The sequence below is a fragment of the Pseudomonas sp. IT-P12 genome, assembly GCF_949767465.1.
In the GTDB taxonomy this organism is placed as follows: Bacteria; Pseudomonadota; Gammaproteobacteria; order Pseudomonadales; family Pseudomonadaceae; genus Aquipseudomonas.
On record NZ_CATKPY010000025.1, the window covers coordinates 360087 to 383948 of the forward strand.

At 63.2% G+C, this 23862-nt stretch carries 20 protein-coding genes and 1 pseudogene; 8 read left to right on the plus strand and 13 right to left on the minus strand.

From position 1 onward, the window contains the following. Positions 1-279: 279 nt before the first annotated feature. From ACM6IM_RS25115 to ACM6IM_RS25140, 6 genes are read right to left on the minus strand one after another with little or no spacing between them, the layout of a single operon-like run. The gene (locus ACM6IM_RS25115; RefSeq protein ID WP_414866594.1) at positions 280-1611 is read right to left on the minus strand and encodes a DUF58 domain-containing protein; all 1332 of its coding nucleotides are present in this window, start codon (positions 1609-1611) and stop codon (positions 280-282) included. Next, positions 1608-2609, minus strand: coding sequence for an AAA family ATPase (locus tag ACM6IM_RS25120; protein ID WP_201194002.1), 1002 nt, complete (start codon positions 2607-2609; stop codon positions 1608-1610). Before ACM6IM_RS25120 ends, ACM6IM_RS25115 begins: the two co-directional genes overlap by 4 nt. Beyond that, positions 2606-3769, minus strand: coding sequence for a DUF4350 domain-containing protein (locus ACM6IM_RS25125; RefSeq protein ID WP_414866595.1), 1164 nt, complete (start codon positions 3767-3769; stop codon positions 2606-2608). The genes ACM6IM_RS25120 and ACM6IM_RS25125 overlap by 4 nt, the downstream gene beginning before the upstream one ends. After that, complete coding sequence (locus tag ACM6IM_RS25130) at positions 3766-5307, minus strand: DUF4129 domain-containing protein (protein ID WP_414866596.1); 1542 nt, start codon at positions 5305-5307, stop codon at positions 3766-3768. The genes ACM6IM_RS25125 and ACM6IM_RS25130 overlap by 4 nt, the downstream gene beginning before the upstream one ends. Next, on the minus strand, positions 5294-6271 hold the full coding sequence (locus ACM6IM_RS25135; protein ID WP_414866597.1) for a stage II sporulation protein M: 978 nt from the start codon (positions 6269-6271) through the stop codon (positions 5294-5296). The genes ACM6IM_RS25130 and ACM6IM_RS25135 overlap by 14 nt, the downstream gene beginning before the upstream one ends. Beyond that, positions 6268-6993 carry an RDD family protein gene (locus tag ACM6IM_RS25140; RefSeq protein WP_414866598.1) on the minus strand — a complete coding sequence of 242 codons (726 nt, stop codon included), beginning with the start codon at positions 6991-6993 and terminating at the stop codon, positions 6268-6270. The genes ACM6IM_RS25135 and ACM6IM_RS25140 overlap by 4 nt, the downstream gene beginning before the upstream one ends. Positions 6994-7177: 184 nt before the next feature. On the opposite strand from ACM6IM_RS25140, the gene sbcB reads away from it, so the two are divergent. Beyond that, a complete protein-coding gene (gene sbcB / locus ACM6IM_RS25145) occupies positions 7178-8608 on the plus strand; it encodes an exodeoxyribonuclease I (protein WP_414866599.1) in 1431 nt (476 codons plus the stop codon). A gap of 89 nt (positions 8609-8697) precedes the next feature. Here sbcB and mvaT read toward each other — a convergent pair whose 3' ends face one another. Next, entirely contained in the window at positions 8698-9075 is a 378-nt protein-coding gene (gene mvaT, locus ACM6IM_RS25150) for a histone-like nucleoid-structuring protein MvaT (RefSeq protein ID WP_192305505.1), read from the minus strand. 325 nt (positions 9076-9400) lie between these two features. On the opposite strand from mvaT, the gene purU reads away from it, so the two are divergent. Then, the gene (gene purU / locus ACM6IM_RS25155; protein ID WP_192305507.1) at positions 9401-10249 is read left to right on the plus strand and encodes a formyltetrahydrofolate deformylase; all 849 of its coding nucleotides are present in this window, start codon (positions 9401-9403) and stop codon (positions 10247-10249) included. Positions 10250-10335: 86 nt separating this feature from the next. Next, positions 10336-10515, plus strand: a complete 180-nt coding sequence (locus ACM6IM_RS25160; RefSeq protein ID WP_414866600.1) for a hypothetical protein — start codon at positions 10336-10338, stop codon at positions 10513-10515. A 105-nt stretch (positions 10516-10620) separates the two neighbouring features. Here ACM6IM_RS25160 and ACM6IM_RS25165 read toward each other — a convergent pair whose 3' ends face one another. From ACM6IM_RS25165 to ACM6IM_RS25185, 5 genes and pseudogenes are all read right to left on the minus strand, one after another. Further along, a complete protein-coding gene (locus ACM6IM_RS25165; protein ID WP_192305511.1) occupies positions 10621-11616 on the minus strand; it encodes a lysylphosphatidylglycerol synthase transmembrane domain-containing protein in 996 nt (331 codons plus the stop codon). Then, positions 11613-12389 carry a DUF2334 domain-containing protein gene (locus ACM6IM_RS25170; protein ID WP_414866601.1) on the minus strand — a complete coding sequence of 259 codons (777 nt, stop codon included), beginning with the start codon at positions 12387-12389 and terminating at the stop codon, positions 11613-11615. The genes ACM6IM_RS25165 and ACM6IM_RS25170 overlap by 4 nt, the downstream gene beginning before the upstream one ends. Further along, positions 12382-13494: a glycosyltransferase family 4 protein gene (locus tag ACM6IM_RS25175; protein ID WP_414866602.1), complete on the minus strand. Its 1113-nt coding sequence runs from the start codon at positions 13492-13494 to the stop codon at positions 12382-12384. The genes ACM6IM_RS25170 and ACM6IM_RS25175 overlap by 8 nt, the downstream gene beginning before the upstream one ends. A 178-nt stretch (positions 13495-13672) precedes the next feature. Continuing rightward, the gene (locus tag ACM6IM_RS25180; RefSeq protein WP_414866612.1) at positions 13673-14437 is read right to left on the minus strand and encodes a methyl-accepting chemotaxis protein; all 765 of its coding nucleotides are present in this window, start codon (positions 14435-14437) and stop codon (positions 13673-13675) included. A 93-nt stretch (positions 14438-14530) separates the two neighbouring features. Further along, positions 14531-15652: pseudogene (locus ACM6IM_RS25185) on the minus strand (cache domain-containing protein); the annotation flags it as partial. Between the two features lie 85 nt (positions 15653-15737). Here ACM6IM_RS25185 and ACM6IM_RS25190 point away from each other — a divergent pair. Then, positions 15738-17225, plus strand: coding sequence for a helicase HerA-like domain-containing protein (locus tag ACM6IM_RS25190; protein ID WP_192305520.1), 1488 nt, complete (start codon positions 15738-15740; stop codon positions 17223-17225). Between the two features lie 28 nt (positions 17226-17253). On the opposite strand, the gene ACM6IM_RS25195 is transcribed toward ACM6IM_RS25190, so the two are convergent. Beyond that, positions 17254-17709 carry a DUF721 domain-containing protein gene (locus tag ACM6IM_RS25195; RefSeq protein WP_201193490.1) on the minus strand — a complete coding sequence of 152 codons (456 nt, stop codon included), beginning with the start codon at positions 17707-17709 and terminating at the stop codon, positions 17254-17256. A 307-nt stretch (positions 17710-18016) separates the two neighbouring features. Here ACM6IM_RS25195 and secA point away from each other — a divergent pair, with 307 nt between their 5' ends. The 4 genes from secA (at position 18017) to ACM6IM_RS25215 (ending at position 23806) form a co-directional block, all read left to right on the plus strand. Then, positions 18017-20752 carry a preprotein translocase subunit SecA gene (gene secA / locus ACM6IM_RS25200; RefSeq protein ID WP_192305524.1) on the plus strand — a complete coding sequence of 912 codons (2736 nt, stop codon included), beginning with the start codon at positions 18017-18019 and terminating at the stop codon, positions 20750-20752. A gap of 121 nt (positions 20753-20873) precedes the next feature. Further along, positions 20874-22091 (plus strand): bifunctional glutamate N-acetyltransferase/amino-acid acetyltransferase ArgJ, encoded by a 1218-nt coding sequence (argJ, locus tag ACM6IM_RS25205; protein WP_201193486.1) that lies wholly within the window; start codon positions 20874-20876, stop codon positions 22089-22091. A gap of 135 nt (positions 22092-22226) precedes the next feature. Further along, entirely contained in the window at positions 22227-22859 is a 633-nt protein-coding gene (locus ACM6IM_RS25210; RefSeq protein WP_414866603.1) for a glutathione S-transferase family protein, read from the plus strand. Continuing rightward, positions 22856-23806, plus strand: coding sequence for a Nudix family hydrolase (locus ACM6IM_RS25215; protein WP_414866604.1), 951 nt, complete (start codon positions 22856-22858; stop codon positions 23804-23806). Before ACM6IM_RS25210 ends, ACM6IM_RS25215 begins: the two co-directional genes overlap by 4 nt. Positions 23807-23862: the final 56 nt, after the last annotated feature.

A 23862-nucleotide genomic window follows, 5' to 3' on the forward strand; every position in this document is an offset into this window, starting at 1 on the left:
GCCATAATGGTCAGGGATGGGGAGTACCTGACTTCATGACATTTGTGCACATCCTTAACCCTCGGGCGACTAAACCCGGCCGCTGGAAATCAGCGACGCGGATCAAGTTACGTGGCGACCCCTCAGCGCACAAGCCGGCGGATTCTGGTAGATCTGTAGGCAAAACCGCAACCCCTGTAGGAGCGAGCATGCTCGCGATGAAGGTCCTTACACGGCGGGAATTCAGACACCCCGCGTTAACCACCATCGCGAGCCAGCTCGCTCTACAGGATTGTGGTGTTAGAGGACGCCGGCCTTTTTCCACTCCAGGTACCGCGTCACCAGCGCCGCATCCAATTCCCGGGGGCTGGCATCCAGCACCGGCACGCCATAGGCGTTGAGCCGGTCGTACAGCTCGGCCCGTGCGTTCAGGTAGTCCACCGTCCCGCAGTAGGTCAAGGCTTCCGACAAGGTTTGCACCGGCGTCTGACGCAAAGGATCGAGCATGTCTTCGCGCAGGCTCGCCACCAGCACCCGGTGCTGCTGGCCGAGCCGTTGGACCGCGCTGAGCAGTTCGTCGTCGTCTTCATCGCGCAAGTTGGTCACCAGCACCACCAGCGAGCGGCGTTTTTGCCGGGCCAGCAGTTGCGTCACGGCGGCTTGATAGTCGGCGCTGCGCTGACTGCTGCTCAGGTCATACACGCTGTTGAGCAAGACGTTGAGTTGCCCGGCGCCTTTCACCGGCGCCAGGTAGCGCGGTTGCTCGGTGGCAAAGGTGCCGAGCCCCACCGCATCACCCTGGCGCAGGGCGACATAACTGAGCAACAGGCAGGCATTGAGCGCGTGATCGAAGTGCGCCAGCTCACCGTCCTGGCTGCGCATGCGCCGGCCGCAGTCGAGCAGGAACACGATCTGCTGGTCGCGTTCGTCCTGGTATTCGCGGGCAATCGGCGTGCGCTGGCGGGCCGTGGCTTTCCAGTCGATCTGGCGCAGGCTGTCGCCTTCGCGGAATTCGCGCAACTGATGAAACTCCAGCCCCAGCCCGCGCCGCGGACGCTGACGCACGCCGAGCTGGCTCAGCCAGTTGTCCACGGCCAGCAACTGGCCACCGTACAGGCGGGCAAAATCGGGGTAGACGCGGGTGGCGTCCGGCATGCCGGGCAAGCGCCGGTCGTGCCACAGACCCATCGGGCTGGGCAGGCTGATTTCACAGCGCTCGAAGATGAAGTGGCCGCGATTGAGCGGCCGCACGCGGTAGCTCGCCTGGCTGTGCTGGCCGGGTAGCAGCTCGACGGTGAGTGGCAGGTGTTCAAAGCTCAAGCCGTCGGGAACGTGGTCGAACAGTTGAATGCTCAACGCCTGCGCGAAGTCATGCTCGACGTCGATCCGCACGTCGCTCCAGCGTCCGAGCGCCAGGCTGCCGGGCAGTTGTCGTTTGATGCGTGGCGAGGGCAGGCGCTTGACCCGTACCGCGTCGAGCATCGCCAACACCAGCAGCGCCAGCAGCAAACCCCAATGAATCGACAGCAGCGTGGCAGGAACGGCGATGTCCAGCGCCCGCAAGGTGCCGAGCACGATGGCGATGGCCAACAGCAGCGCCACCCAGGCCAGCAGCAGGCGCGACGGTTTCACAGGCGCGGTGCCGGCACTTGGTCGAGCAGTTGGCGCAACACTTGATCGACTTGCAGCCCTTCGATGTCCAGCTCCGGGGCAATGCGCACCCGGTGGCGCAACACCGCCAGCGCGCAACCCTTGATGTCGTCGGGGATCACGAACTCACCGCCGCGCAACAAGGCCCGTGCCCGTGCGCAACGCACCAGAGCGATGGAGGCCCGGGGCCCCGCACCGAGGGTCAGCCCTGGCCAGGTGCGGGTGGCGCGGGCCAGCCGTACGGCGTAGTCGAGAACCTGCTCGTCCAGCGGCAAATCACTGGCGATGCGTTGCAGCGCCAGCACGTCCTTGGCTTGCAACACGGTGCGCAGCGGCTGCACGTCGAGCATGTCGGCCCGGGTCGAACGGCTGACCTGGCGCACCATGGCCAGTTCCTGCTCGGCGTCGGGGTAATCCATGCGCACTTTGAGCATGAAGCGATCCAGCTCGGCTTCCGGCAGCGGATAGGTGCCTTCCTGTTCGATCGGGTTCTGTGTGGCGAGCACCATGAACGGTTGCGCGATGGGCAGGGCCCGACCTTCGAGGGTGACCTGGCGTTCCTGCATGGCTTCGAGCAGCGCGGCCTGGGTTTTCGCCGGGGCACGGTTGATTTCGTCGGCCAGCAGCAGGTGGGTGAACAACGGCCCTTTGCGCAGTTTGAACTGCTCGGTCTGCAAGTCGTACACCGCGTGCCCGGTGACATCGCTGGGCATCAGGTCCGGGGTGAACTGGATGCGTGCAAACTCACCGCCGAAGCAGCGGGCGAGGGCGCGCACCAGCAAGGTCTTGCCCAGCCCCGGCACGCCTTCGAGCAGCACATGGCCGCCGGCGATCAAGGCGGTGAGCACGTCGTCGATCACGCTGTCCTGGCCGATCACGGCTTTCTGCAGTTCCGCCCGGATCGCCTGGGCCAGCTGGATGGCGCGCTGGCGCTGTTGTTCGGCGTGGCTCGGAGCGCCGGGCTCGTGCTGTTCGCTCATAAGGTGTTCCTCAAGGTTTGCAGGTGGGCGACCTGGCGGCTGAATTCAACGGCAGACAGCCGTTGTTTCGGTCGCGGGCCCATGGCCTGGCTGATGGCGCGTGTGGGTTGGCCGCTCAGACGTGCGAGCACCAGCCATTGTTCGGCGACGCCGAGTTGGTCGAAACCGGGGTGACGCCGTCGCACCCGGCGCAGGATGTCGTACTGCAAGGCTTGCAGCAGGCTGGCCTGGTCGGCGCGACGCCAGATGAAGTCGGCGCTGGCGCGCAGGTGTTCGTGCAGTTGCCGACGGGCGTTCGGCACCGGCTCGATCAACGGTCCCTGGCGCACGCCAACGTGCCAGAAACCCAGCAGGACAAGGGCGATCAAGGCCACCAGTGCCTGTGGGAAATAGCGCAGCAACAAGGTCGGCAGGTTGTCGTGATCGGTGTTGAACAGCAGGGTCACGCGGGTGTCGGCGGTCAGGTACCAGAGCAGCCAGGCGTTGTCGTACTGGTCGATGTTCGGGGTTTTCCACAGGTCGGCGTCGGTGACGACGATGATCGAGCCGAGCCCGTGGTTCAGTTGCATCATGTGCGTGGCCCGGGCGCTGTTGGCCCAGGCTTGCGCCAGGTTGTGCGGGTCTTCGAGATGGAATGCGGTGTCGAACGTGGCGTAGGCCGGCGCGTCCTCGTCCTCGAGATAGAGTTTGGTCAGCTTGGGCTGAGGGTCCTTTTCGACATCGGGGGGCGGGTCCTTGAGGTCCCGGGTCAGCAACTGGTGCACCTGTACCCGGTCAAGCAGCAGGTCACGGCTCTGCCCGAGTTTTTCGTCCCAGATGGATTCGGCGACGAACAGCAGGCGCCCACCGGCGCGGGTCCAGTTCAGCACCTGGTCGATCTGGCGCGGGGTCATGCCCGAGCGGTCGCCGAACAGCAAGAGGCTGTGTTGCCGGGGTTCCAGGGTGGGCAGGGCGTCGAGGCCGTTGGCATGGCTGACGCTCAGACCCTGTTTGCGCAGAAAGTGTTCGGCGGCGAGGTAGGGATTGGCTCGGGCTTCGGGGTAGGGGCCGTGGTCGATGATTTCCTGATACGGGACGGCCCGGGCGTACAGGTACGCCCCCAGCGCGATCAGCAGCAGCGCAGCGCAAGCGCCGGCCAGGAGCGCGAGGCGCCGGTTCAACGCGCCGCCCCTGCGTCGAATACACTGCGCCAGCCTTCACACAATTGCTGCTGCACCGCTGCGCTCGGCAGACGATGCCCATAGGCCATGTTCTGCCAGTGGCGGGTGAGGTTGCGGCTGAAGGCCAGCAGCTCGGGTTGTTGCAGGTGTTCGACATACGCCAGCACCTGGCCTTCGGTGTCGGCGGGTTTGAGTGGCACGCGGTAATCGTGCAGCAAATGACTGAGCAGGGCACGGTAGAGCAAGCCGAGCGCTTCGCGTGGGTTGGTTTGCCAGAGGCTTTCGACGCTGGCGGCGATGTCGGCGGGCAGGGTTTCGCGGTTCAGGTCCAGACCGAAAGCCTGTGGCGGCAAAGGTCGCGTCAGCTGGCGCGACAACCGGGGGCGGCGGCTGACGAACGCCTGCAGCCAGTCGCGATAACGCCAGACCAGCCAGCCGAGCGCGCCGATGACGGTGCTCCACAACAGCACCTCGATCACGCTCGCCAGGGCGCCGAAGCGTTGTTGGTCCAGCAGCCTGAGCAGCGCTTTCAACCACGAGGGGCCTTCGTCGTCGCTCGTCGGTTTCGCCGGCTGTTCTTCGCCAAAACGATAGCGGGTGACCGTTTCCTTGTTCTTGAACGGCGGTTGATCGAGGATCGCCCGGACGCTGTCGCGGGAGGCCTGGCTGGTCAGGGGCTGGTTCAGCAGGCGCGGCGCGTCGGGGGCAATCGACGGTTCATCGGCCCGCACGTCGGCGGTCGTTGGCACCAGCAGGAAGGCCGCCAGCAGCAGGCCCGCGGCGGTGCTGCCCAGGCGCTGGCGCAGGCGGCGGAACACCAGTTCGATGTCCCAGGCCTCCAGCACCGTGCGCCGGTTCAAATACAGGCTGAAGCCACAGGCCACGTAAATCGGTTCCCACACCACCAGCACCAAGACATAGAAGCCATTGGTCAGGTGTTCCAGCCAGCGCCAGTCCTGTGTCGCGACGGACAGCAGCGTCTGCCAGCCCCAGTCGAGTTCGACCTGTTGCGGCAACAGCAGATAGAACAGCACCATCAGGCCGACCCACAACCCGCACTCCAGGTGCACGCCGATGATCGTCAGCCACCGCGCCGCGCCGCCGTCGCGCTGCAACAACACCTGCAGGCGCTGCTGCCGTTCCAGGCCGCCGAGGCCTTCGAGTTGCACCACCGGCAGCAGGAAACTGCGGCTCAGGCTCAGGCGGCGCCAGGTCAGGCTCGCCAGCAGTTGTGGCTTGAGCAGCCGTGGCCATTGGCGCAACGCCTGTTTCAGCGTCGGCGTTTCACCGAACAGGGCTTTGGACAGGATATACAGCGGCAGGCGTTCGAACGCCGGTTTCAGCCACCAGAAGAGGATCACCGCCAGCGACGGGGAATCCCACAGCAGCACCGTGAGCAGTGCAAACACCGGCAGGGTGACGATGGCCCAACTGGTGAGCAGCAGGCGCTGGTGCCGCTGGCTCAGCAGCACGCCCAGGTCCATGGCTTCCCAGGTGGAACGCGGACGGATCACCACGGTGGCGTCACTCAGGCGCATGGCGAGTCCGTCCGGCCAGCAGCAGGTACAGGGCCACCAACACCCAGAGCGCTGCACCAACCAGGTATTTGGTGATCGGCGCAGGTCCGGTCATCGATGACCAGTAGGCTTCGATGAACGCAGCGATCAGCAGAAACAGCATGACCCCGCAGATCAGCAGCACGCTTTTGCGCGCCGCCACGCGCAAGGCCTCGGCGCGGCGCAGGCGCCCCGGCGCGACCAGCGCCCAGCCCAGTTGCAGGCCGGCGGCCCCGGCCAGGGCGATGGCGCTGAGTTCGAAGGCACCGTGACCGATGACGAACGACCAGAAGGTCTGTCCGTAGCCAATCTGCGTCAGGTGCCCGGCCACCGCGCCGATCATCAAGCCATTGAAGAACAGGAAAAACGCGCTGCCCAGGCCAAACAGCAAGCCGCTGGCGAAGGTCTGAAAAGCGATGCCGATGTTGTGCATGATGTAGAAACCGAACATCACCCAGTCTTCACTGGCCGCCCGTTCCGCCGAGCGCCCGAGATGACCGGCCACCGGGTCGTACATGCCTTGCATCTGGCTCACCTGTTCGGCCGGGATCAGGTTGTAGATCAGGTCCGGGAACAGGTACACCAGACATGCAAAACCGATCAGGCTGCCAAAGAACATCAGACTGGCGGCGAGCACGAAGCGCCACTGTTCGCGCACCAGGCGCGGGAAGTCCGCCAGGATGAACGCCGCGATCCTCGGCCCCAGTCGGCTGCGATGCCGATACAACTGCTGGTGCCCGCGCAGGACTTGTTGCTGCAACGAGTCGACCAGGAAACTGCTGTAGCCGCGCTCCCGGGCCAGCGCCAGGTGTTGGCAGAGCCGGCGATACTCCCGGGGGAAACCGTCGAGCCGTGAAGTGCCCTTGCCCCGTTCGAGCCGGTCGAGCATCAGGGCGAACTGCGTCCATTGCGCTTTGTGTCGATTCTCGAAATGGCTCTGTTTCATGAGGGGCCCAACAGGCCGCGGGCGATGCCGTTGAGGTGCGTCACGGCCTGGGGCGCCGGGACTTGCAAGGGCTGCGCAAGGATCGACGCAACCTCCAGGGCCCGCGCTTCGGAGAGTTCGTGCTGACGCTCGGCAAAGCCGAGGATGGCGCGTTGCTCAGGCAGGGTCAGGGGGAACGTCGCGCGCTGCGGTTCGGCCTCCGGCAACTGCGGCCGGGCGAGCGGTCGTTCGCGGTAGATCACCAACGTGCCGGCCGCCAGGTCGCCCAGGCGCTTGAAGTTGGGGTGCAGCAGGCAACTGAGGGCGCCGAGGCAATAACCGAACGGCAGCAGGTCGACCACGCGCAGCAGGTTGCGCAACAGCGAGGCGGACCAGCTGATTGGCGTCCCGTCGTCCTGCACGACCCGCAGGCCCATCCATTGTTTGCCCGGCGAACGGCCCTGGTTGAGCACTTCGAACAGCACCATGTACCACCAGCTCACCCCGAACAGCAGGATCGAACCCAGCCCGGCGCCGAGCTTGCCGAGGAAGGCCAGGACGATAAACAGCAGGCCCAGGATCAGCCCGCGCAGGCCCAGGTCGATGGCGAACGCCAGCGCACGAACCATCAACCCGGCCGGGCGCAGAGGCAAGTCGATGCCTTCCGGCGTTTCAACCTGGAACCGCGTATCCAGTGGTGGGGACAGCGTCGCTTTCCTTGGCAGTGCTGTGCTCTCGAGCATGGGCAACCTGATGTCGTGGCCTGATCGGGATTCTGTGGCCAGCCGATGCTAGCAGCCTCTTGGGGGGAAACGACATCCCTATGTATTGCACGCGGTGAAGGCGGACGTGACTGGATGCAAGATCGCTGGCCGGGGCGGGACGCAAACGCCTAGACTTCGCTGATCTTCAGTTCAGGAACAGCCCGTGACCTCGATCTTCTGGTACGACTATGAAACCACTGGCATCAACCCGCGATGCGACCGGCCGCTGCAAGTGGCGGGGCTGCGTACCGATTTCGATCTGAATGTCATAGACGAACCGGTCAACCTGTATTGCCGGCCTGCCGATGACATCCTGCCGCATCCGGCGGCCTGTGCGATCACGGGCATCACGCCGGGGCAATTGACCGAACACGGTTTGAGCGAAGCCGACTTCATGACCCGGGTGCACGCCGAACTGGCCGCGCCCGGCACCTGCGGCGCCGGCTACAACACCTTGCGTTTCGACGACGAAATGACCCGCTACAGCCTGTACCGCAACTTTTTCGACCCCTACGCCCGCGAATGGCAGGGTGGAAACAGTCGCTGGGACCTGATCGATGTGGTCCGCGCGGCGTACGCCTTGCGCCCGGATGGCCTGGCCTGGCCCACGGATGAGGAGGGGCGGGTGACGCTCAAGCTCGAGCGCCTGACCGAGGCCAACGGCATCGATCACGGCAACGCCCACGAAGCGCTGTCCGACGTTCGCGCCACCATCGCCCTGGCGCGCTTGATCCGCGAGAAACAGCCCAGGCTGTACGACTGGCTGTTCCAGTTGCGCAGCAAACAGAAGGTCATGGATCAGATTCGACTGCTGCAGCCGATGGTGCACATTTCCGGACGATTCTCCGCCGCCCGCAGTTATGTTGGCGTGGTGTTGCCGCTGGCCTGGCATCCTCGCAACAAGAACGCGTTGATTGTCTGCGACCTGCACCTGGATCCCCAGGGTTTGCTCGACCTGGACGCCGAAACCCTGCGTCAGCGCCTGTATACCCGTCGCGAGGACCTGGCCGAGGGCGAGTTGCCGGTGCCGCTCAAGCTCATCCACATCAACAAATGCCCGGTGGTAGCGCCGATGTCGGTGCTGCGTCCCGACGATCAGCAGCGCCTGGGGCTCGACATGGCGTTGTATCAGGCACGGGCCTTGCGACTTAACGACGCACGGCAAGTCTGGCAAGACAAGATCCAGGCTATTTATGCCCGCGAAGATTTCACTCAGAGCCAGGACCCGGAGCAACAGTTATATGACGGGTTTATCGGTGACAGGGACCGGCGTCTTTGTGAGCAAGTCCGGGCGGCCGACCCGGCACAATTAGCGCAGGGACACTGGCCTTTCGATGATGAACGTTTACCGGAACTATTGTTTCGATATCGAGCCCGTAACTTTTTCGATACCTTGAGTTTCGAAGAGCAGGAACGTTGGCGAATATTCTGTCAGCAACGTTTGTCAGACCCTCAATGGGGAGCGCCGAATACCCTGGCAACTTTCCTGGAGACCGCGGCCCAGTTGAATATTACTGCCACGCCATTTCAGCAACAGGTGCTCGGTGAGTGGGGTAATTATGTCCAGGTATTGCGCAGACGTTTGAAGCTTTGAAAATGAAAATGCCCGGTGCTGAAATACCGGGCATAAAAAACGCCAGCCCGTGGCTGGCGTTCTTGCGTAACGGTTTGTAGCGCAGAGGCTTAGCCCAGCAGGGTTGCCCAGCCTTCAACCACGTCGCCGCCCCACTTGGCTTTCCACTCTTTCAGCGTTTTGTGGTTGCCACCTTTGGTTTCGATGACTTCGCCGTTGTGCGGGTTTTTGTATTGTTTAACTTTGCGAGCACGCTTGGTGCCGGTAGTTTTGACTGCGCCGCTGCGCGGTGCCTTGGTTTTGGATTCTGGATCCAGCAGCGCGATGATGTCACGCAGCGACTTGGAATATTCAGCCATCAGGGCGCGCAATTTGCCTTCGAATTCCAGCTCGGTTTGCAGTTTGTCGTCTTGGGACAGATTCTTCAAACGGGCTTGCAGCTCTTTGATAGCTTCTTCGGTGGCGCGATATTCGTTGATCAAGGACATGGGGACTACCTTATGTTGTGACGCAGATTGTCAGGGGACAGTGGCGCAATAATAGTCAGGCTGTTTCATCAAGTAAACATTGTGCCGGGCTTTATTTATTTAGTTGTGATGAATAGCCCATACATTGACGGTGCATTTAAATAGTGACGCCGATATTCACCTTAGGGGCTATTGAAGCGGCCTGACGCCGGCGCGGCGGCACTCAAGCGTTGGATTCAAGGCTTGCACGGGCGCCGCCCTGCGACACGAGATGTCATCAATACTGCAGTTTTGCCGCGCAGCCGCTAGAATGGCGACCTTTGCGAAGTTCTGGAGTTTCCCCCCCATGCGCACTTTTCGGCTGGTGATTTCTTGCCCGGACCGCGTCGGTATCGTTGCTAAAGTCAGTAACTTTCTGGCGTCACACAACGGCTGGATCACTGAAGCGAGCCACCACTCGGACAATCTCAGTGGCTGGTTCTTCATGCGTCACGAAATTCGGGCCGACTCGCTGCCCTTCGGCATCGAGGCCTTTCGCGAGGCCTTTGCGCCGATTGCCGAAGAGTTCTCGATGGACTGGCGCATCACCGATACCGCGCAGAAAAAACGCGTGGTGCTGATGGCCAGCCGCGAATCCCACTGCCTCGCCGACCTGCTGCACCGTTGGCACAGCGATGAGCTGGACTGTGAAATCTCCTGCGTGATTTCCAACCACGATGACTTGCGCAGCATGGTCGAGTGGCACGGGATTCCTTACTACCATGTGCCGGTCAATCCCCAGGATAAAGAGCCGGCCTTCGCCGAGGTCTCGCGCCTGGTCAAGCAACACGATGCCGAAGTGGTGGTGCTGGCTCGTTACATGCAGATCCTGCCCCCGGCGCTGTGCAGCGAATACGCGCACAAGGTGATCAACATTCACCACAGCTTCCTGCCGTCGTTCGTCGGTGCCAAGCCATATCATCAGGCTTCCCTGCGCGGGGTGAAACTGATCGGTGCGACCTGTCACTACGTGACCGAGGAGCTGGACGCCGGCCCGATCATCGAGCAGGACGTGGTCCGTGTCAGCCACAGCGACAGTATCGAAGACATGGTGCGTTTCGGCCGTGACGTCGAGAAAATGGTGCTGGCCCGTGGTCTGCGCTATCACCTGGAAGATCGGGTACTGGTGCACGGCAACAAGACCGTGGTGTTCTGACCGCACGACGGCAGGGTTGAAATTCGAAGGGCCTGGGCGTTCAATCGCTCCAGGCCCTTCGCCGTTTCTGCACTGAGGACATGACCATGGCTGATCCGCTGGATAAAGCTGTTTCCAAAGCCCCCGCGACGTTGGGGGAGGGGTGTCTGAGCCGCTATGACCCGGATGACCTGAGCCCGGAAGATGGCACGGAGTTTCCGGGGGCAGAGGCGTTGTGGGGGGAACTGCATCCGGATGCCGGGGAGGATCCGGTGAAATCCGATTGATGGGCGTTCGCCCGCTGCAGGCGCTGGCTTGCCAGCGATGGCTGTCTGGCGCAGGCGGCCGTTACTGCAATAACGGATAAACACGCAACCCAAACCCAAACCCGCCTAAACCTGCTTCACCCTCATCAACTTCTTCAGCAACGGCCGCCCCAGCATCAACAAAAATACCGGCCCGCCCACCACCAGATAAAAGTAATAGGTCACCGTCCGCCAGATCAGGATCGCCGCCGCTGCGGTGGATTTCCCGACCATGGGCGCCAACAACGCCGCCGAGGTCAATTCCGCGGCGCCGGCGCCTCCGGGCAGCAGGCTGAATTGTCCCGCCGTCAGCGAGAGCATCTGGATCAGAAAGCTCCAGGCCCATTGCAAGTCCGCACCCAGTCCGCGCAGTGCCAGGTACAGCACGCTGTAGCGCAGCAGCCAATGCACACAGGTCAAGGCGAACACCGTGATCAGCGTATTGAAGGGCAACTTCAGGGTGTCGGTGAACGCCGCCAGGAAGTGCAGGAGTTTGCGCGCCCAGCGCAGGCGGGTGGTGCCTTTGACATTGAGGCGCACCAGCAGCCGTCCGCTGAGGCGGATCAGCCAACGATGGTAGCGTGCGATCACCGCGCAACTGAGCAACCCGCCGAACAGGGACATGGCGCTGACCATCAGCAACCACTCCATGCGTTCGCTGAGGTGCTGGAACAGCGCATAGATCAGGATCCCCACCAGCGCGCAGAGGAAGAACAGCAGGTCGCTCAGTTGATCCATGGCAAACACCGCGCTGCCCCGTGCCGGCCGGACGCCGTTGCGTGCCAGCAGCGCCATGATGGTCAGCGGCCCACCGCTGCCGCCGGGGGTGGCGCAATAGGCGAATTCGGCCGCCATCACCACGCCGAGGCTTTTGACCGGGCTGACCCTGTCCCGCTGATCCCCCAGCAACAGGCGCAGGCGCTGGGTGTTCACCAGCCAGCACGCCAGGATCATGCCGAACATGATCAGCAGCCAGTTCAAGGGAAAACCCTGCAATCGCGCCCAGGTCTGGTTACCGCCGAGCAACAGGGGAATGAGCAAAGCCGCAATCAGCGCAACCAGCAGCAGGATACCCCGGCTCACGCGGCACGACCGCAACGCTGAGGGTGCGAGGCCAGCCAGCCGGCCTTGGTCATCGGCACGCGGCCCTCGTCCAGCAGGCGCTCGAGGGTGTGCAGCCAGTAATCGCGGGAAAAGCCATGACGCATGTCCACCGGGTGCACGCCCAGGCGAATCACCGGCGCCTGGCGCCAGCGCTGTTCGCGCTGGTCGCTGAGCCATTTCGAGACGCCGCGCCGCCAGGCGCTGCGGGCGCTCCACACCAGCCCGGGCGCCTCGACCCGGGTGAAATCCGGCAGCCGATACAGGTGCTGCGGGTCGCTGGTATAGCTCAGGGGGAGTTGGCCCAGGGCCTGGCGTGTCCCTTCGCTCATCAGCCAGGCCGGGGCGACAAAGCCCTGCAACGGCCAGTGATAGCGATGGAACAGCGCGATGCCGGCCCGCAGCCGGGCGAGGGCGGCTTCCCGGGACAGGCTGTAGAACTCGCCTTCGTGGGTGTAGATGCGGCGCATGAACCAGTCTCGCGGTGTGGTGGGCGAGGGGCTTTCATCACAATGAAAGTAGCCGTGCAACGCCAATTCGTCACCCCGGGCCACGCGCTGGCTGAGCAGGTCGCGGAATGACGGATGGGCATCCAGGTCGTTGTGCCGGTGGAAGTCCGGCACCACCAGCCAGGTCATCGGGATGTCGCCCAGGGCATCGACCGCTTCGACGAAAGGTTGGTAGTCGACCCAGGTCTGCGGTGCGACGTCGTGCAACACCAGTAACAGGCTGGAGGTGTTCATCGCGTCAGCCATTGACGATCAGCGGCCATTGGCTGCCGAGGACGGCGTGATAATGACCCAGCAGGCTGTTGACCACGGTATCCCAGGCGTAATGCCGCTCGACATGCCGGCGGGCCTGCCGGCCCAGCTCGGCATTGCCCGAGCCGAACAGCTCGCGTACCGCATGGGCCATCGCCAGGGGGGCGTTCGGGGTGCACAGCAGGCCGCAGTCGCGGGTGACGATCTCTGGAAACGCCCCGGCGGCCACGGCGACCACCGGAATGCCGCAGGCCATGGCTTCGAGTGTGACCAGGCCGAAGGTTTCCTGATCGCCGGCATGCACCAGCGCATCGGCACTGGCCATCAGCCTCGCCACTTGCGCCGCCGGGCGGAAGCCATCGACCACCGTCACGTTGTTCGGCACCGCCGCCGGCATGGACGATCCCACCAGCAGCAGGTGATAACGCCGACCCAGGTGTTTCATGCAATCGAGCAGCACCGGCAGGTTTTTTTCCTTGGAGCCGCGCCCGGCGAAAATCAGCAGGTGCGTCTGTTCATCGATGCCCAGCTCTGCGCGCAGGCCCGGATCGCGGGCGTCGGGGTGGAAGGTGTGCAGGTCAACCCCCAGGGGCTGTACGTAGACATTGCGCACCCCCAGGCCGATCAGTTTGTCGGCCATGATCCGGCTCGGCGCGAGCACCCGGTCGAAGTTGCCGTAGAGCTTGCTGACATAGGCCTCGACATTGGGGGTCACCCAGTTCCCCATGCGGTTGCTGACCAGCAGCGGCAAGTCCGAGTGATAGAAGCCGATCACCGGCACGTCGAGTTGGCGCCGGGCATCCAGTGCCGCCCAGGCCGTGAGGTACGGATCGCCGACTTCGATCAGGTCCGGTTGCAGATCCTGCAGCACATTGCGCCAGGGGGCGAGACGGAGGGGGAAACGATAACCCTTGCCGAACGGCAGGGCAGGGGCCGGGACGGTGTAGACACCATCCGCTTCACTCAAGTGCGAACCGGGAATCAGCAAGCTGTGGCGAATGCCCGACTTGACCCCCAGGCGACGATGTTTGGCATCCAGATAAGTGCGCACGCCACCGCTGGCAGGGGCGTAGAACATGGTTATGTCCGCGATATGCACGAGTACATCCCTCCGGTCCGTGGTGCTCCCTTGGTTGACCTTTATGAAGGATAGATGTTCGGTCGGGGTTTGGGTTGAGACCGTCAGGCCTGTGTTGTCAGGGCGGGCCCCATCGCGGGTACGCCCACTCCCACAGGTCTGGTGAGAGCGGGCGCCCGCGAAGAAGCCGGCGCAGACGCTAGATACGGAAACTGCCCACCAGTTGCTGGAGCCGCGCCGCCTGCTGTTCAAGGTCGCCACAGGCGCGCAACGTTGCCTGCAGGTTCTCGACACCCGCCTGGTTCAGCGTGTTGATTTCAGTCATGTCCTCGTTGATCGCCTCCACCACCGCGGTCTGTTCCTCGGTCGCCGTGGCCACCGACTGGTTCATCCCGTCGATCTCGCCGATGCGCAGGGTCACGCTGTTCAGGCGCTCGCCCGCCAGGTTGGCGATACCCACGCTGTCCTGGCTGTGCCGCTGGCTGTCGTTCATGGTGCTGACGGATTCGCGGGCGCCGACCTGCAGCTCTTCGATCATCCTCTGCACCTGCTCCGCCGATTGCTGGGTGCGGTGTGCCAGGTTGCGCACTTCATCGGCCACCACGGCAAACCCGCGCCCGGCCTCACCGGCACGGGCCGCCTCGATGGCCGCGTTGAGCGCCAGCAGATTGGTTTGCTGGGAGATGCTGCTGATCACGTCGAGAATTTGCTCGATGTTCACGGTTTTGTCGCTCAGCGATTCGATGTGGCGACTCGACGCGCTGAGCACGCTCGACAGCTGATTGATCGCGACAATGTTGCGCTCCACCACGTGCTGGCCGTCCTCGGCCAGGTGGCGGGCTTCGCTGGCCTGGCTCGACGCCTGGGCGGCGTTGCGCGCGATTTCCTGGGCCGTGGCACCGAGCTGGTTGATGGCGGCGACAACACTGCTGGTGCGCGAAGCCTGCTGGTCACAATTGGACATCGACGAGTTGGAGGCCGCGACCACCCGCAGCGCCACTTCGTTGACCTGCCCGGTGGCGGAGCACACTTCACGGATCGAACCGTGAATGCGTTCCACGAAACGGTTGAACGCCGTGCCCAGCAGGCCGAATTCATCGTTGCCCTGAATGGCCAGGCGTCTGGTCAGGTCGCCTTCACCGTCGGCAATGTCTTCCATGGCGCGGGTCATGACGTGCAGCGGCTGGATCAGCAGGCGGATCAACAGGCCCAGCAGGGCGATGATGGCCACGACGGCGATCACGGTGGCCACCACCGCCGAAGCACGGAATTCGCTGAGCATCGAGTAGGCCATGTCCTTGTCCACCGACAGACCGATGTACCAGTTCACCGACGACAGGCCCTCGATCGGCGTGAAGGTGACGATGCGGGTCCTGCCTTCGACCTCGACTTCCGAGAGGTCGCGGCTGATGCGCGGGGTGTTGACCGGGAACACCTGGGCCAGGGACTTGCCCACCCGTGCCGGGTTGGGGTGCACCAGGATCTTGCCGTCGGCGTTGATCAGGTACGCACGACCCATGCCGTTGAAGTTCAGTGCGTTGAGGCTGTCGATGATCATCTGCAGGCTCAGGTCACCGCCGACCACGGCGAGCGGTTGCCCGTTGCTGACCACGCCCTGAACGATGGAAATGACCTGTTTGCCGGTGGATACATCCGTGTAGGGTTCGGTCAGTACCGGCCCGTCGCTGCACAGCCCGTTCTTGTACCAATCCCGCGCGCGGGGGTCGAAGCCTTCCGGCATCCTGTTGTCCGGGCGAATGGTAAAGGCGCCATCACTGCTGCCGAGAAAACTGGCCACGAATGCGTTGCCTATCGCCTGTTGTTCAAGCAGCAGAGTGGTGTGGCTCGGGTCCGGGCTCAGCGCGATGTTTTGTGCCAGGTTTTCGATCAACAGGCTGCGACCGGTCAGCCAGGTCTGAATGTTGTTGGCCGTCGCGCTGCCCATTTTCTGCAGGTAGTCAGTGAGGTCGTTGTGGATCGCCTGGCGTTGCATGGCGTCGTTGTAAAGCGTGAAGGCTGCGAAGGCGAGGGTGACGACGAGGGCCGCGACCAGCAGGATCTTATGGCTGAAGCGCATACTTTTTTTCATGGCTTGGAGGTTCCAATAAGGTCTTAATGCCCGCAGCGTGCTTTTATAAAGAGACGCAACACGGGCGACGTTGAGGTCAGGTCGATGCATCCGTCCTCGCCCTAGCGGATCACCAACCCTGTTCAATCATCGATATCGGCCGTGATCGAGCAGAGATTAACCAGAGGCGGGCAAAATGCACGATTCATCGAAACTATTGATTGGTTCCGATCTCACAGGGCAACCTATCGATCAGTCCATGCGTCTGGCGAACCGACACGGTCTGATCGCGGGTGCGACCGGGACCGGCAAGACCGTGACCCTGCAACGCCTGGCCGAAGCGTTCAGCGACGCCGGCGTGGCGGTGTTCGCCGCCGACATCAAAGGAGACCTGTGCGGTCTTGGCGCGGCGGGCAATCCACAGGGCAAGGTGGCCGAGCGGATCGCCGGCATGCCCTGGCTGAATCACACGCCCCAGGCCTACCCGGTCGCGCTGTGGGACATTCATGGTCAATCCGGCCATCCGTTGCGCACCACCCTGAGCGAAATGGGCCCGTTGCTGATCGGCGCCCTGCTGGAATTGAGCGACAGCCAGCAGTCGGCGCTCTACGCGGCGTTCAAGGTGGCTGACCGTGAAGGCTTGCTACTGCTGGACCTGAAAGACCTGAAGGCGCTGCTTAATCACCTGCGCGACCATCCCGAACTGCTGGGGGACGACGCGGCGTTGATGACCACGGGCTCCAGTCAGGCGCTGCTGCGGCGGCTGGCGACCCTGGAACAACAGGGCGCCGATGCCTTGTTCGGCGAGCCGGCGCTGCAACTCGAAGACATTCTGCAGCCTGCCGCCGACGGTCGCGGGCGTATTCATCTGCTCGATGCCAGTCGTCTGGTCCACGAGGCGCCGAAGGTCTACGCGACGTTCCTGCTGTGGCTGCTGGCCGAGCTGTTCGAGCAACTGCCGGAACGCGGCGATGCCGACAAACCGCTGCTGGCGCTGTTTTTCGACGAGGCCCACTTATTGTTTGCCGATACCCCCAGGGCGCTGCAGGAGCGTCTGGAGCAAGTGGTGCGGCTGATTCGCTCGAAAGGCGTGGGCGTGTATTTCGTCACTCAGTCGCCGGGCGACCTGCCGGATGACGTCCTCGCGCAGCTCGGCCTGCGCATCCAGCATGGCCTGCGCGCCTTTACCGCCAAGGAGCAGAAGTCCCTGCGCGCGGTAGCCGACGGTTTTCGCCCGAACCCGGCGTTCGATGCCCTGTCGGTGCTGACCGAGCTGGGGATTGGCGAGGCGCTGGTGGGGACGCTGCAGGACAAGGGCACGCCGGAAATGGTGCAGCGGGTGCTGGTTGCACCGCCACAATCGCGGATCGGGCCGTTGAGCGACACGGAGCGAACCGTGCTGATCGCCGGTTCGCCATTCAAGGGACGCTATGACAAACCGATCGATCGTGAATCGGCCTATGAGGTGCTGATGGGGCGCAAGGACCTGGCCCCGAAACCGGAGGCGGTGCCCGGCAAGGCAGCGCCACAGGAACCCAGCTTCACCGAGCAGGCCGGGGAGTTTCTCGGAACGGCGGCGGGCCAGGCACTGAAATCGGCGATGCGCCAGGCGGCCAATCAGTTGGGGCGGCAGTTGGTGCGCGGTTTGATGGGGTCGTTGCTGGGGGGCAGTAAACGCCGCTGACCGGCAGACACTCCCACCGGGGTCTGCCTCAGGATTTGGGCTTGGCGTGCGCCGCCAATCGCTCCAGGGCGGCCCGCAGGTTGGGGTCGGAGATCCCGTCGGCGGTGGCCTGAATGGTCGCGGCGGCGTTGTTCGACAGGTCCATCACGTGCCCGGCCGCGCCTCGTTGCACGGTCGGCGGCTGGACCTTGAACTGAATGCGGGTCAGGCCGGCGAACTCATCGAACATCTGCAACTGGCGTTGCAGGCGCTTTTGTTGATAGCGCAGGCGGGTTGCCCAATGACCATCGGTGACAATCAGCAACAAACTGCCTTCGCGCCATGAAGCCACATGACAATGCTCGCGAGCGGCCGGCTGCAACTGGCTGTCGAGCAGGCGCTGTAAATGACCCAGGCGTTGCGCATGGCCCAGAATGGCTTTGAGCGGTTTGGCTTCGCGAAGCAGAACGGCGGGTGCTCTGGCCGTGAGAGGGCGAAATGCCATGATCAGACACCTGAAGTAACAGAGCCGCCATGGTAGCAGAAAGCGCCGGATGCACCCGACCCATTGATTTGCGCGCGCTTTACCCATTAAATCAACGAATGACTTCTGCCGTCAGTGGCTTGAAGTTCAGTAAAATGCCCTTATTTTAAGTGAGCCCCGTCATAGCGCAGTGCATGCATCGTGGAATAACGCCACTATCCTCACCATCGTTTCCGGGTAGAATGCTCGTTCGCATGCGGCCATGAGGGCTGCACGGGCGACTCACGGGGCCGCCCTCCATCCCTTTAGTGTGGAAGATCCTGCCGATATGTTTGCGCCTTTGTTAAAGAAACTTTTTGGAAGCAAGAACGAGCGTGAAGTCAAACGCATGCTCAAGACGGTACAAGTCGTCAATGCCTTCGAAGAGCAAATGGTGGCCCTTTCGGACGATCAATTGCGTGCCAAGACGGAAGAGTTCAAGGCCCGCATCGCCAAAGGGGAAACCCTCGACCAACTGCTGCCAGAAGCCTTTGCGGTCGCCCGCGAAGCCGGTAAGCGCGTCATGGGCATGCGCCACTTCGACGTCCAGCTGATCGGCGGCATGACCTTGCATGAAGGTCGGATTGCCGAAATGCGTACCGGTGAAGGCAAGACCCTGGTGGGTACACTGGGCGTTTACCTCAACGCGCTGTCCGGCAAGGGCGTGCACGTGGTCACGGTGAACGACTACCTGGCCCGTCGTGACGCCAACTGGATGCGCCCGCTCTATGAATTCCTCGGCCTGACGGTCGGCGTGGTCACGCCGTTCCAGCCGCCGGAAGAAAAGCGCGCCGCCTACGCCGCCGACATCACCTACGGCACCAACAACGAATTCGGTTTCGACTACCTGCGCGACAACATGGCGTTCAGCATGGAAGAAAAATTCCAGCGTGAACTCAATTTTGCCGTGATCGACGAAGTCGACTCCATCCTCATCGACGAAGCCCGTACCCCGCTGATCATTTCCGGTCAGGCCGAGGACAGCTCCAAGCTGTACATGGAGATCAACAAACTGATCCCGCAGCTGGAACTGCACGTCGAAGAGGTCGAAGGCGAAGTCACCAAGGCCGGCCACTACACCGTCGACGAGAAGACCCGCCAGGTCGAACTCAACGAAGCCGGTCACCAGTTCGTCGAAGAGGCGCTGACCCGTACCGGCCTGCTGGCTGAAGGCGAGAGCCTGTACTCGGCCCACAACCTGAGCCTGCTGACTCACGTCTACGCCGGCCTGCGTGCGCACAAGCTGTTCCATCGCAACGTCGAGTACATCGTCCAGGAAGGCCAGGTCGTCCTGGTCGACGAGCACACCGGCCGTACCATGCCGGGCCGTCGTTTGTCCGAAGGTCTGCACCAGGCCATCGAAGCCAAGGAAAACCTGAACATCCAGGCCGAAAGCCAGACCCTGGCCTCGACCACGTTCCAGAACTACTTCCGTCTGTACGAAAAACTGTCCGGGATGACCGGTACGGCCGACACCGAAGCCTTCGAATTCCATCAGATCTATGGCCTGCCGGTCATCGTCATCCCGACGAACAAGCCGCTGGCCCGTAAGGACTACAACGACCTGGTGTTCCTGACCGCCGAAGAGAAGTACGCGGCCATCGTCAATGACATCAAGGAAAGCATGGCCGCGGGTCGCCCGGTGCTGGTGGGCACCGCGACCATCGAAACCTCCGAGCACATGTCCGCGCTGCTCGTGAAGGAAGGCATCGAACACAAGGTCCTGAACGCCAAGTTCCACGAGAAGGAAGCCGAAATCATCGCCCAGGCCGGTCGTCCGGGGGCGCTGACCATCGCCACCAACATGGCCGGTCGTGGTACCGACATCCTGCTGGGCGGTAACTGGGAAGTGGAAGTGGCCTCCCTGGAAAATCCGACCCCTGAGCAGATTGCCCAGATCAAGGCTGACTGGCAGAAGCGTCACCAGCAAGTGCTCGAGTCGGGCGGCTTGCAGGTGATTGCGTCCGAGCGTCACGAATCGCGCCGTATCGACAACCAGTTGCGCGGTCGTGCCGGTCGTCAGGGTGACGCCGGCTCCAGCCGCTTCTACCTGTCGCTGGAAGACAGCCTGATGCGTATCTTCGCCTCTGACCGGGTGAAGAACTTCATGAAGGCTCTGGGCATGCAGCCCGGCGAAGCGATCGAGCATCGCATGGTGACCAACGCCATCGAAAAGGCCCAGCGCAAGGTCGAAGGCCGCAACTTCGACATCCGCAAGCAACTGCTGGAGTTCGACGACGTCAACAACGAACAGCGTAAAGTGATTTATCACATGCGCAACACGTTGCTGGCCGCCGACAACATCGGTGAAACCATCGCCGATTTCCGCCAGGACGTGCTCAACGCGACTGTCAGCGCCCACATCCCACCGCAATCGCTGCCTGAGCAGTGGGATGTGGCCGGTCTGGAAGCAGCCCTGCAGAGCGATTTCGGCGTGGCCTTGCCGATCCAGCAATGGCTCGACGAAGACGATCACCTGTACGAGGAAACCCTGCGCGAGAAACTGATGCAGGAACTGATGGCCGCGTACAACGAGAAGGAAGACCAGGCGGGCGCCGAAGCGCTGCGCACCTTCGAGAAGCAAATCGTTCTGCGCGTGCTGGACGACCTGTGGAAAGACCACCTGTCGACCATGGACCACCTGCGTCACGGTATCCACCTGCGTGGTTACGCTCAGAAAAACCCGAAGCAGGAATACAAGCGCGAGTCGTTCACGCTGTTTTCCGAGCTGCTGGATTCGATCAAGCGCGACTCGATCCGTGTGTTGTCGCACGTTCAGGTGCGCCGCGAAGATCCGGCCGAGGAAGAGGCGCGCCTGCGCCAGGAAGCCGAGGCCCTGGCCGCCCGCATGCAGTTCCAGCACGACGAAGCCCCGGGCCTCGAGCAAGTGGAGCAACTGGGTGAGGAGGTCGATGTCGCCCTCGCCACCGCCCCGGTTCGCAACGAGCAGAAGCTGGGCCGCAACGAGCTGTGCTACTGCGGTTCGGGCAAGAAATTCAAGCATTGCCACGGGCAGATCCAGTAAAACCCGTTACCTACGCTGAAATACCCGCGCCGCGACCGGCCCATGCCGTCGCGGCGTTTTGCCATTTACACCACCGCTCCTGCCGGGCGGTGCAGACATCATCTAGTTGAGGAGCGCATTCATGGCTGTTGGTCTTGGTCCTTTGCCAACGTTGCACCCGGTTGCCGGTTTTGAACTCGGTATCGCTTCGGCCGGCATCAAGCGCCCCGGGCGCAAGGATGTCGTGGTCATGCGCTGTGCCGAAGGTTCCACGGTGGCCGGTGTGTTCACCCTGAACGCTTTCTGTGCAGCCCCGGTGATCCTGGCCAAGCAGCGTGTGCAAGGCCCGGTGCGTTACCTGCTGACCAATACCGGTAATGCCAACGCCGGCACCGGTGAACCTGGTCTGGCCGCTGCCGAGCGCACCTGCGCGAAACTCGCCGAACTGACCGGTGTCGATGCCAACCTGGTGCTGCCGTACTCCACCGGCGTGATCGGTGAGCCGCTGCCGGTGGAGAAAATCGAAGGCGCGTTGCAGGCAGCGCTCGACGACCTGTCGGTCAACAACTGGGAAGCCGCCGCCACCGGCATCATGACCACCGACACCTTGCCCAAGGGCGCAAGCCGGCAGTTCCAGCATGACGGCGTGACCATCACCGTCACCGGGATCAGCAAGGGTGCAGGCATGATCCGTCCGAACATGGCGACCATGCTCGGCTACATCGCCACCGACGCGAAAGTCGCCCGCGACGTGCTGCAAAACCTGCTGCTCGATGGCGCCAACAAGTCGTTCAACCGCATCACCATCGACGGCGATACCTCGACCAACGACTGCTGCATGCTGATCGCGACCGGCCAGGCAGCCTTGCCGGAAATCACCCGCGCCGAGGGCGAGTTGTTCGCCAAGCTCAAGCAGGCGGTGTTCGAGGTGTGCATGGACGTGGCCCAGGCCATCGTTCGCGATGGCGAAGGCGCGACCAAGTTCGTGACCGTCGAAGTCAATGGCGGCGCCAACCACCAGGAATGCCTGGACGTGGGCTACACCGTGGCGCACTCGCCGTTGATCAAGACTGCGCTGTTCGCCTCCGACCCGAACTGGGGCCGCATCCTTGCCGCTGTCGGCCGTGCCGGCGTGCCGGACCTGGATGTGAGCAAGATCGACGTGTTCCTCGGCGAGGTGTGCATCGCCAGCCGTGGCGCCCGCGCAGCCACCTACACCGAAGCCCAGGGGGCGGCGGTGATGCAGCAGGAAGAGATCACCATCCGTATCGAACTGGGCCGGGGCGACTGCAGCGAAACCATCTGGACCACCGACCTGTCCCACGAGTACGTGAAGATCAACGCTGAGTACCGTACGTAAGACCGGGTGATCCCGATCGCGAGCAGGCTCGCTCCCACAACGGAGGGTGACCCCTGTGGGAGTGAGCCTGCTCGCGATGGCCGTTGATCGGCCTTCCACCCGACTTGCTCGTCTCTCTCTTCAAAGGTCCCGAACATGAGCCTGCACCTGATCATCGGCGACAAACTGTATTCCTCCTGGTCCCTGCGCGCCGCTCTGGCGCTTGAGCTGACCGGTGCCCCCTATACCGAAGCACTGATCAAGCTGAACCAGCCGGACACCCGTGAACGCATTCTCGAGCATTCGCCGACCGGCAAGGTCCCGCTGCTGAAAACCGCACACGGCACCGTCGCCGATTCGCTGGCGATCGGCGAATACCTGGCTGAGCAATTTCCCGACGCCGGGCTCTGGCCCAAGGACACGGCGGCCCGCGCCCAGGCACGTTCGGCGTGTGCGCAGATGCATGCCGGGTTTTTCGCCATGCGCGGCAACATGCCGTTCGACCTGAGCCGCGACGCCCCCTTGTCGCCGGTCCCGGCTGACGTGCAGGCAGACGTCGAACGCATGCTGGCGTTGTGGGCCGAATGTCGCGCCGTCGCGACGGACGCCGGCCCTTTCCTGTTTGGCCGCGCGACCCTGGCCGATGCCTACTTCGCCCCGATTGCCGTGCGCCTGCGCACCTATCAGGTGAAGTTGCCGGTGGCCGATGAAGCGTACGTTGAAACGATCTACCAGTGGCCAGCCTTCAAGGCCTGGCAGAAGGCGGGTCTGGAGGAGGTTGGGCAGTGAAACGTGTTCATGTCGCCGCAGCGGTCATTCGTGACCCGAACGGCAAGATCCTGATTGCCCGCCGTGCCGATACGCAGCACCAGGGCGGTCTGTGGGAATTTCCCGGTGGCAAGGTCGAGGCCGACGAGTCCGTCGAGCGCGCCCTGGCCCGTGAGCTGCATGAGGAGTTGGGGATACTGGTGGTCACCGCGCGACCGCTGATCAAGATCCAACACGATTACCCTGACAAGCACGTGTTACTGGATGTCTGGGAAGTCTCGGACTTCACCGGCGAGCCCCATGGCGCCGAAGGTCAGCCGCTGGAGTGGGTGGCGCCGCGGGACCTGCCGAACTATGAATTTCCGGCGGCCAATCAACCGATCGTAGCCGCTGCGCGGTTACCGGCGCAGTACCTGATTACCCCGGAAGACCTGGAACCACCGGCGTTGCTGCGCGGTATGCAGAAAGCCATTGCCGGCGGCATCAAGCTGATCCAGTTGCGGGCGCCCAACGGCTACGATCCGAAATACCGCGACCTGGCGGTGGACGCGGCGGGGCTGTGTGCCGGGAAGGCGCAGTTGATGATCAAGGGGCCGTTCGAGTGGCTGGGGGATTTCCCGTCGGCCGGTTGGCACATCACCTCGGCCCAGTTGCGCAAATACGCAGCGGCTGGCCGACCGCTGCCGGCGTCGCGCTGGCTGGCGGCGTCCTGCCACAACGCTGAAGAGCTGGCATTGGCCGAGCAGATGGGGGTGGACTTCGTGACGCTGTCGCCGGTTCAGCCGACTCTGACCCATCCCGGGGCCGAGCCGCTGGGTTGGGAGCAGGCGTCGAGCTTGATCCAGGGCTTCAGCAAGCCGGTGTTCCTGCTGGGTGGCGTTGGTCCGGCGCAGCAGCAGAAGGCTTGGGAAACCGGGGCTCAGGGCGTGGCGGGGATTCGGGCGTTCTGGCCGGATTCACAGGGATAGCGGCCGGTCTCATCGCGAGCGGGCTCGCTCCCACAATGGAGTTTTAAACACCGTGG

Coding starts and splice junctions, on each gene's coding strand:
- ACM6IM_RS25160 (WP_414866600.1), top strand. CDS start 10,336: ATGGCTGATCCGCTGGATAAAGCTGTTTCCAAAGCCCCCGCGACGTTG.
- ACM6IM_RS25180 (WP_414866612.1), bottom strand. CDS start 14,437: ATGTCCAATTGTGACCAGCAGGCTTCGCGCACCAGCAGTGTTGTCGCC.
- ACM6IM_RS25190 (WP_192305520.1), top strand. CDS start 15,738: ATGCACGATTCATCGAAACTATTGATTGGTTCCGATCTCACAGGGCAA.
- ACM6IM_RS25210 (WP_414866603.1), top strand. CDS start 22,227: ATGAGCCTGCACCTGATCATCGGCGACAAACTGTATTCCTCCTGGTCC.
- mvaT (WP_192305505.1), bottom strand. CDS start 9,075: ATGTCCTTGATCAACGAATATCGCGCCACCGAAGAAGCTATCAAAGAG.
- ACM6IM_RS25170 (WP_414866601.1), bottom strand. CDS start 12,389: ATGGCTGACGCGATGAACACCTCCAGCCTGTTACTGGTGTTGCACGAC.
- ACM6IM_RS25135 (WP_414866597.1), bottom strand. CDS start 6,271: ATGAAACAGAGCCATTTCGAGAATCGACACAAAGCGCAATGGACGCAG.
- ACM6IM_RS25195 (WP_201193490.1), bottom strand. CDS start 17,709: ATGGCATTTCGCCCTCTCACGGCCAGAGCACCCGCCGTTCTGCTTCGC.
- ACM6IM_RS25140 (WP_414866598.1), bottom strand. CDS start 6,993: ATGCTCGAGAGCACAGCACTGCCAAGGAAAGCGACGCTGTCCCCACCA.
- argJ (WP_201193486.1), top strand. CDS start 20,874: ATGGCTGTTGGTCTTGGTCCTTTGCCAACGTTGCACCCGGTTGCCGGT.
- purU (WP_192305507.1), top strand. CDS start 9,401: ATGCGCACTTTTCGGCTGGTGATTTCTTGCCCGGACCGCGTCGGTATC.
- ACM6IM_RS25130 (WP_414866596.1), bottom strand. CDS start 5,307: ATGCGCCTGAGTGACGCCACCGTGGTGATCCGTCCGCGTTCCACCTGG.
- secA (WP_192305524.1), top strand. CDS start 18,017: ATGTTTGCGCCTTTGTTAAAGAAACTTTTTGGAAGCAAGAACGAGCGT.
- ACM6IM_RS25120 (WP_201194002.1), bottom strand. CDS start 2,609: ATGAGCGAACAGCACGAGCCCGGCGCTCCGAGCCACGCCGAACAACAG.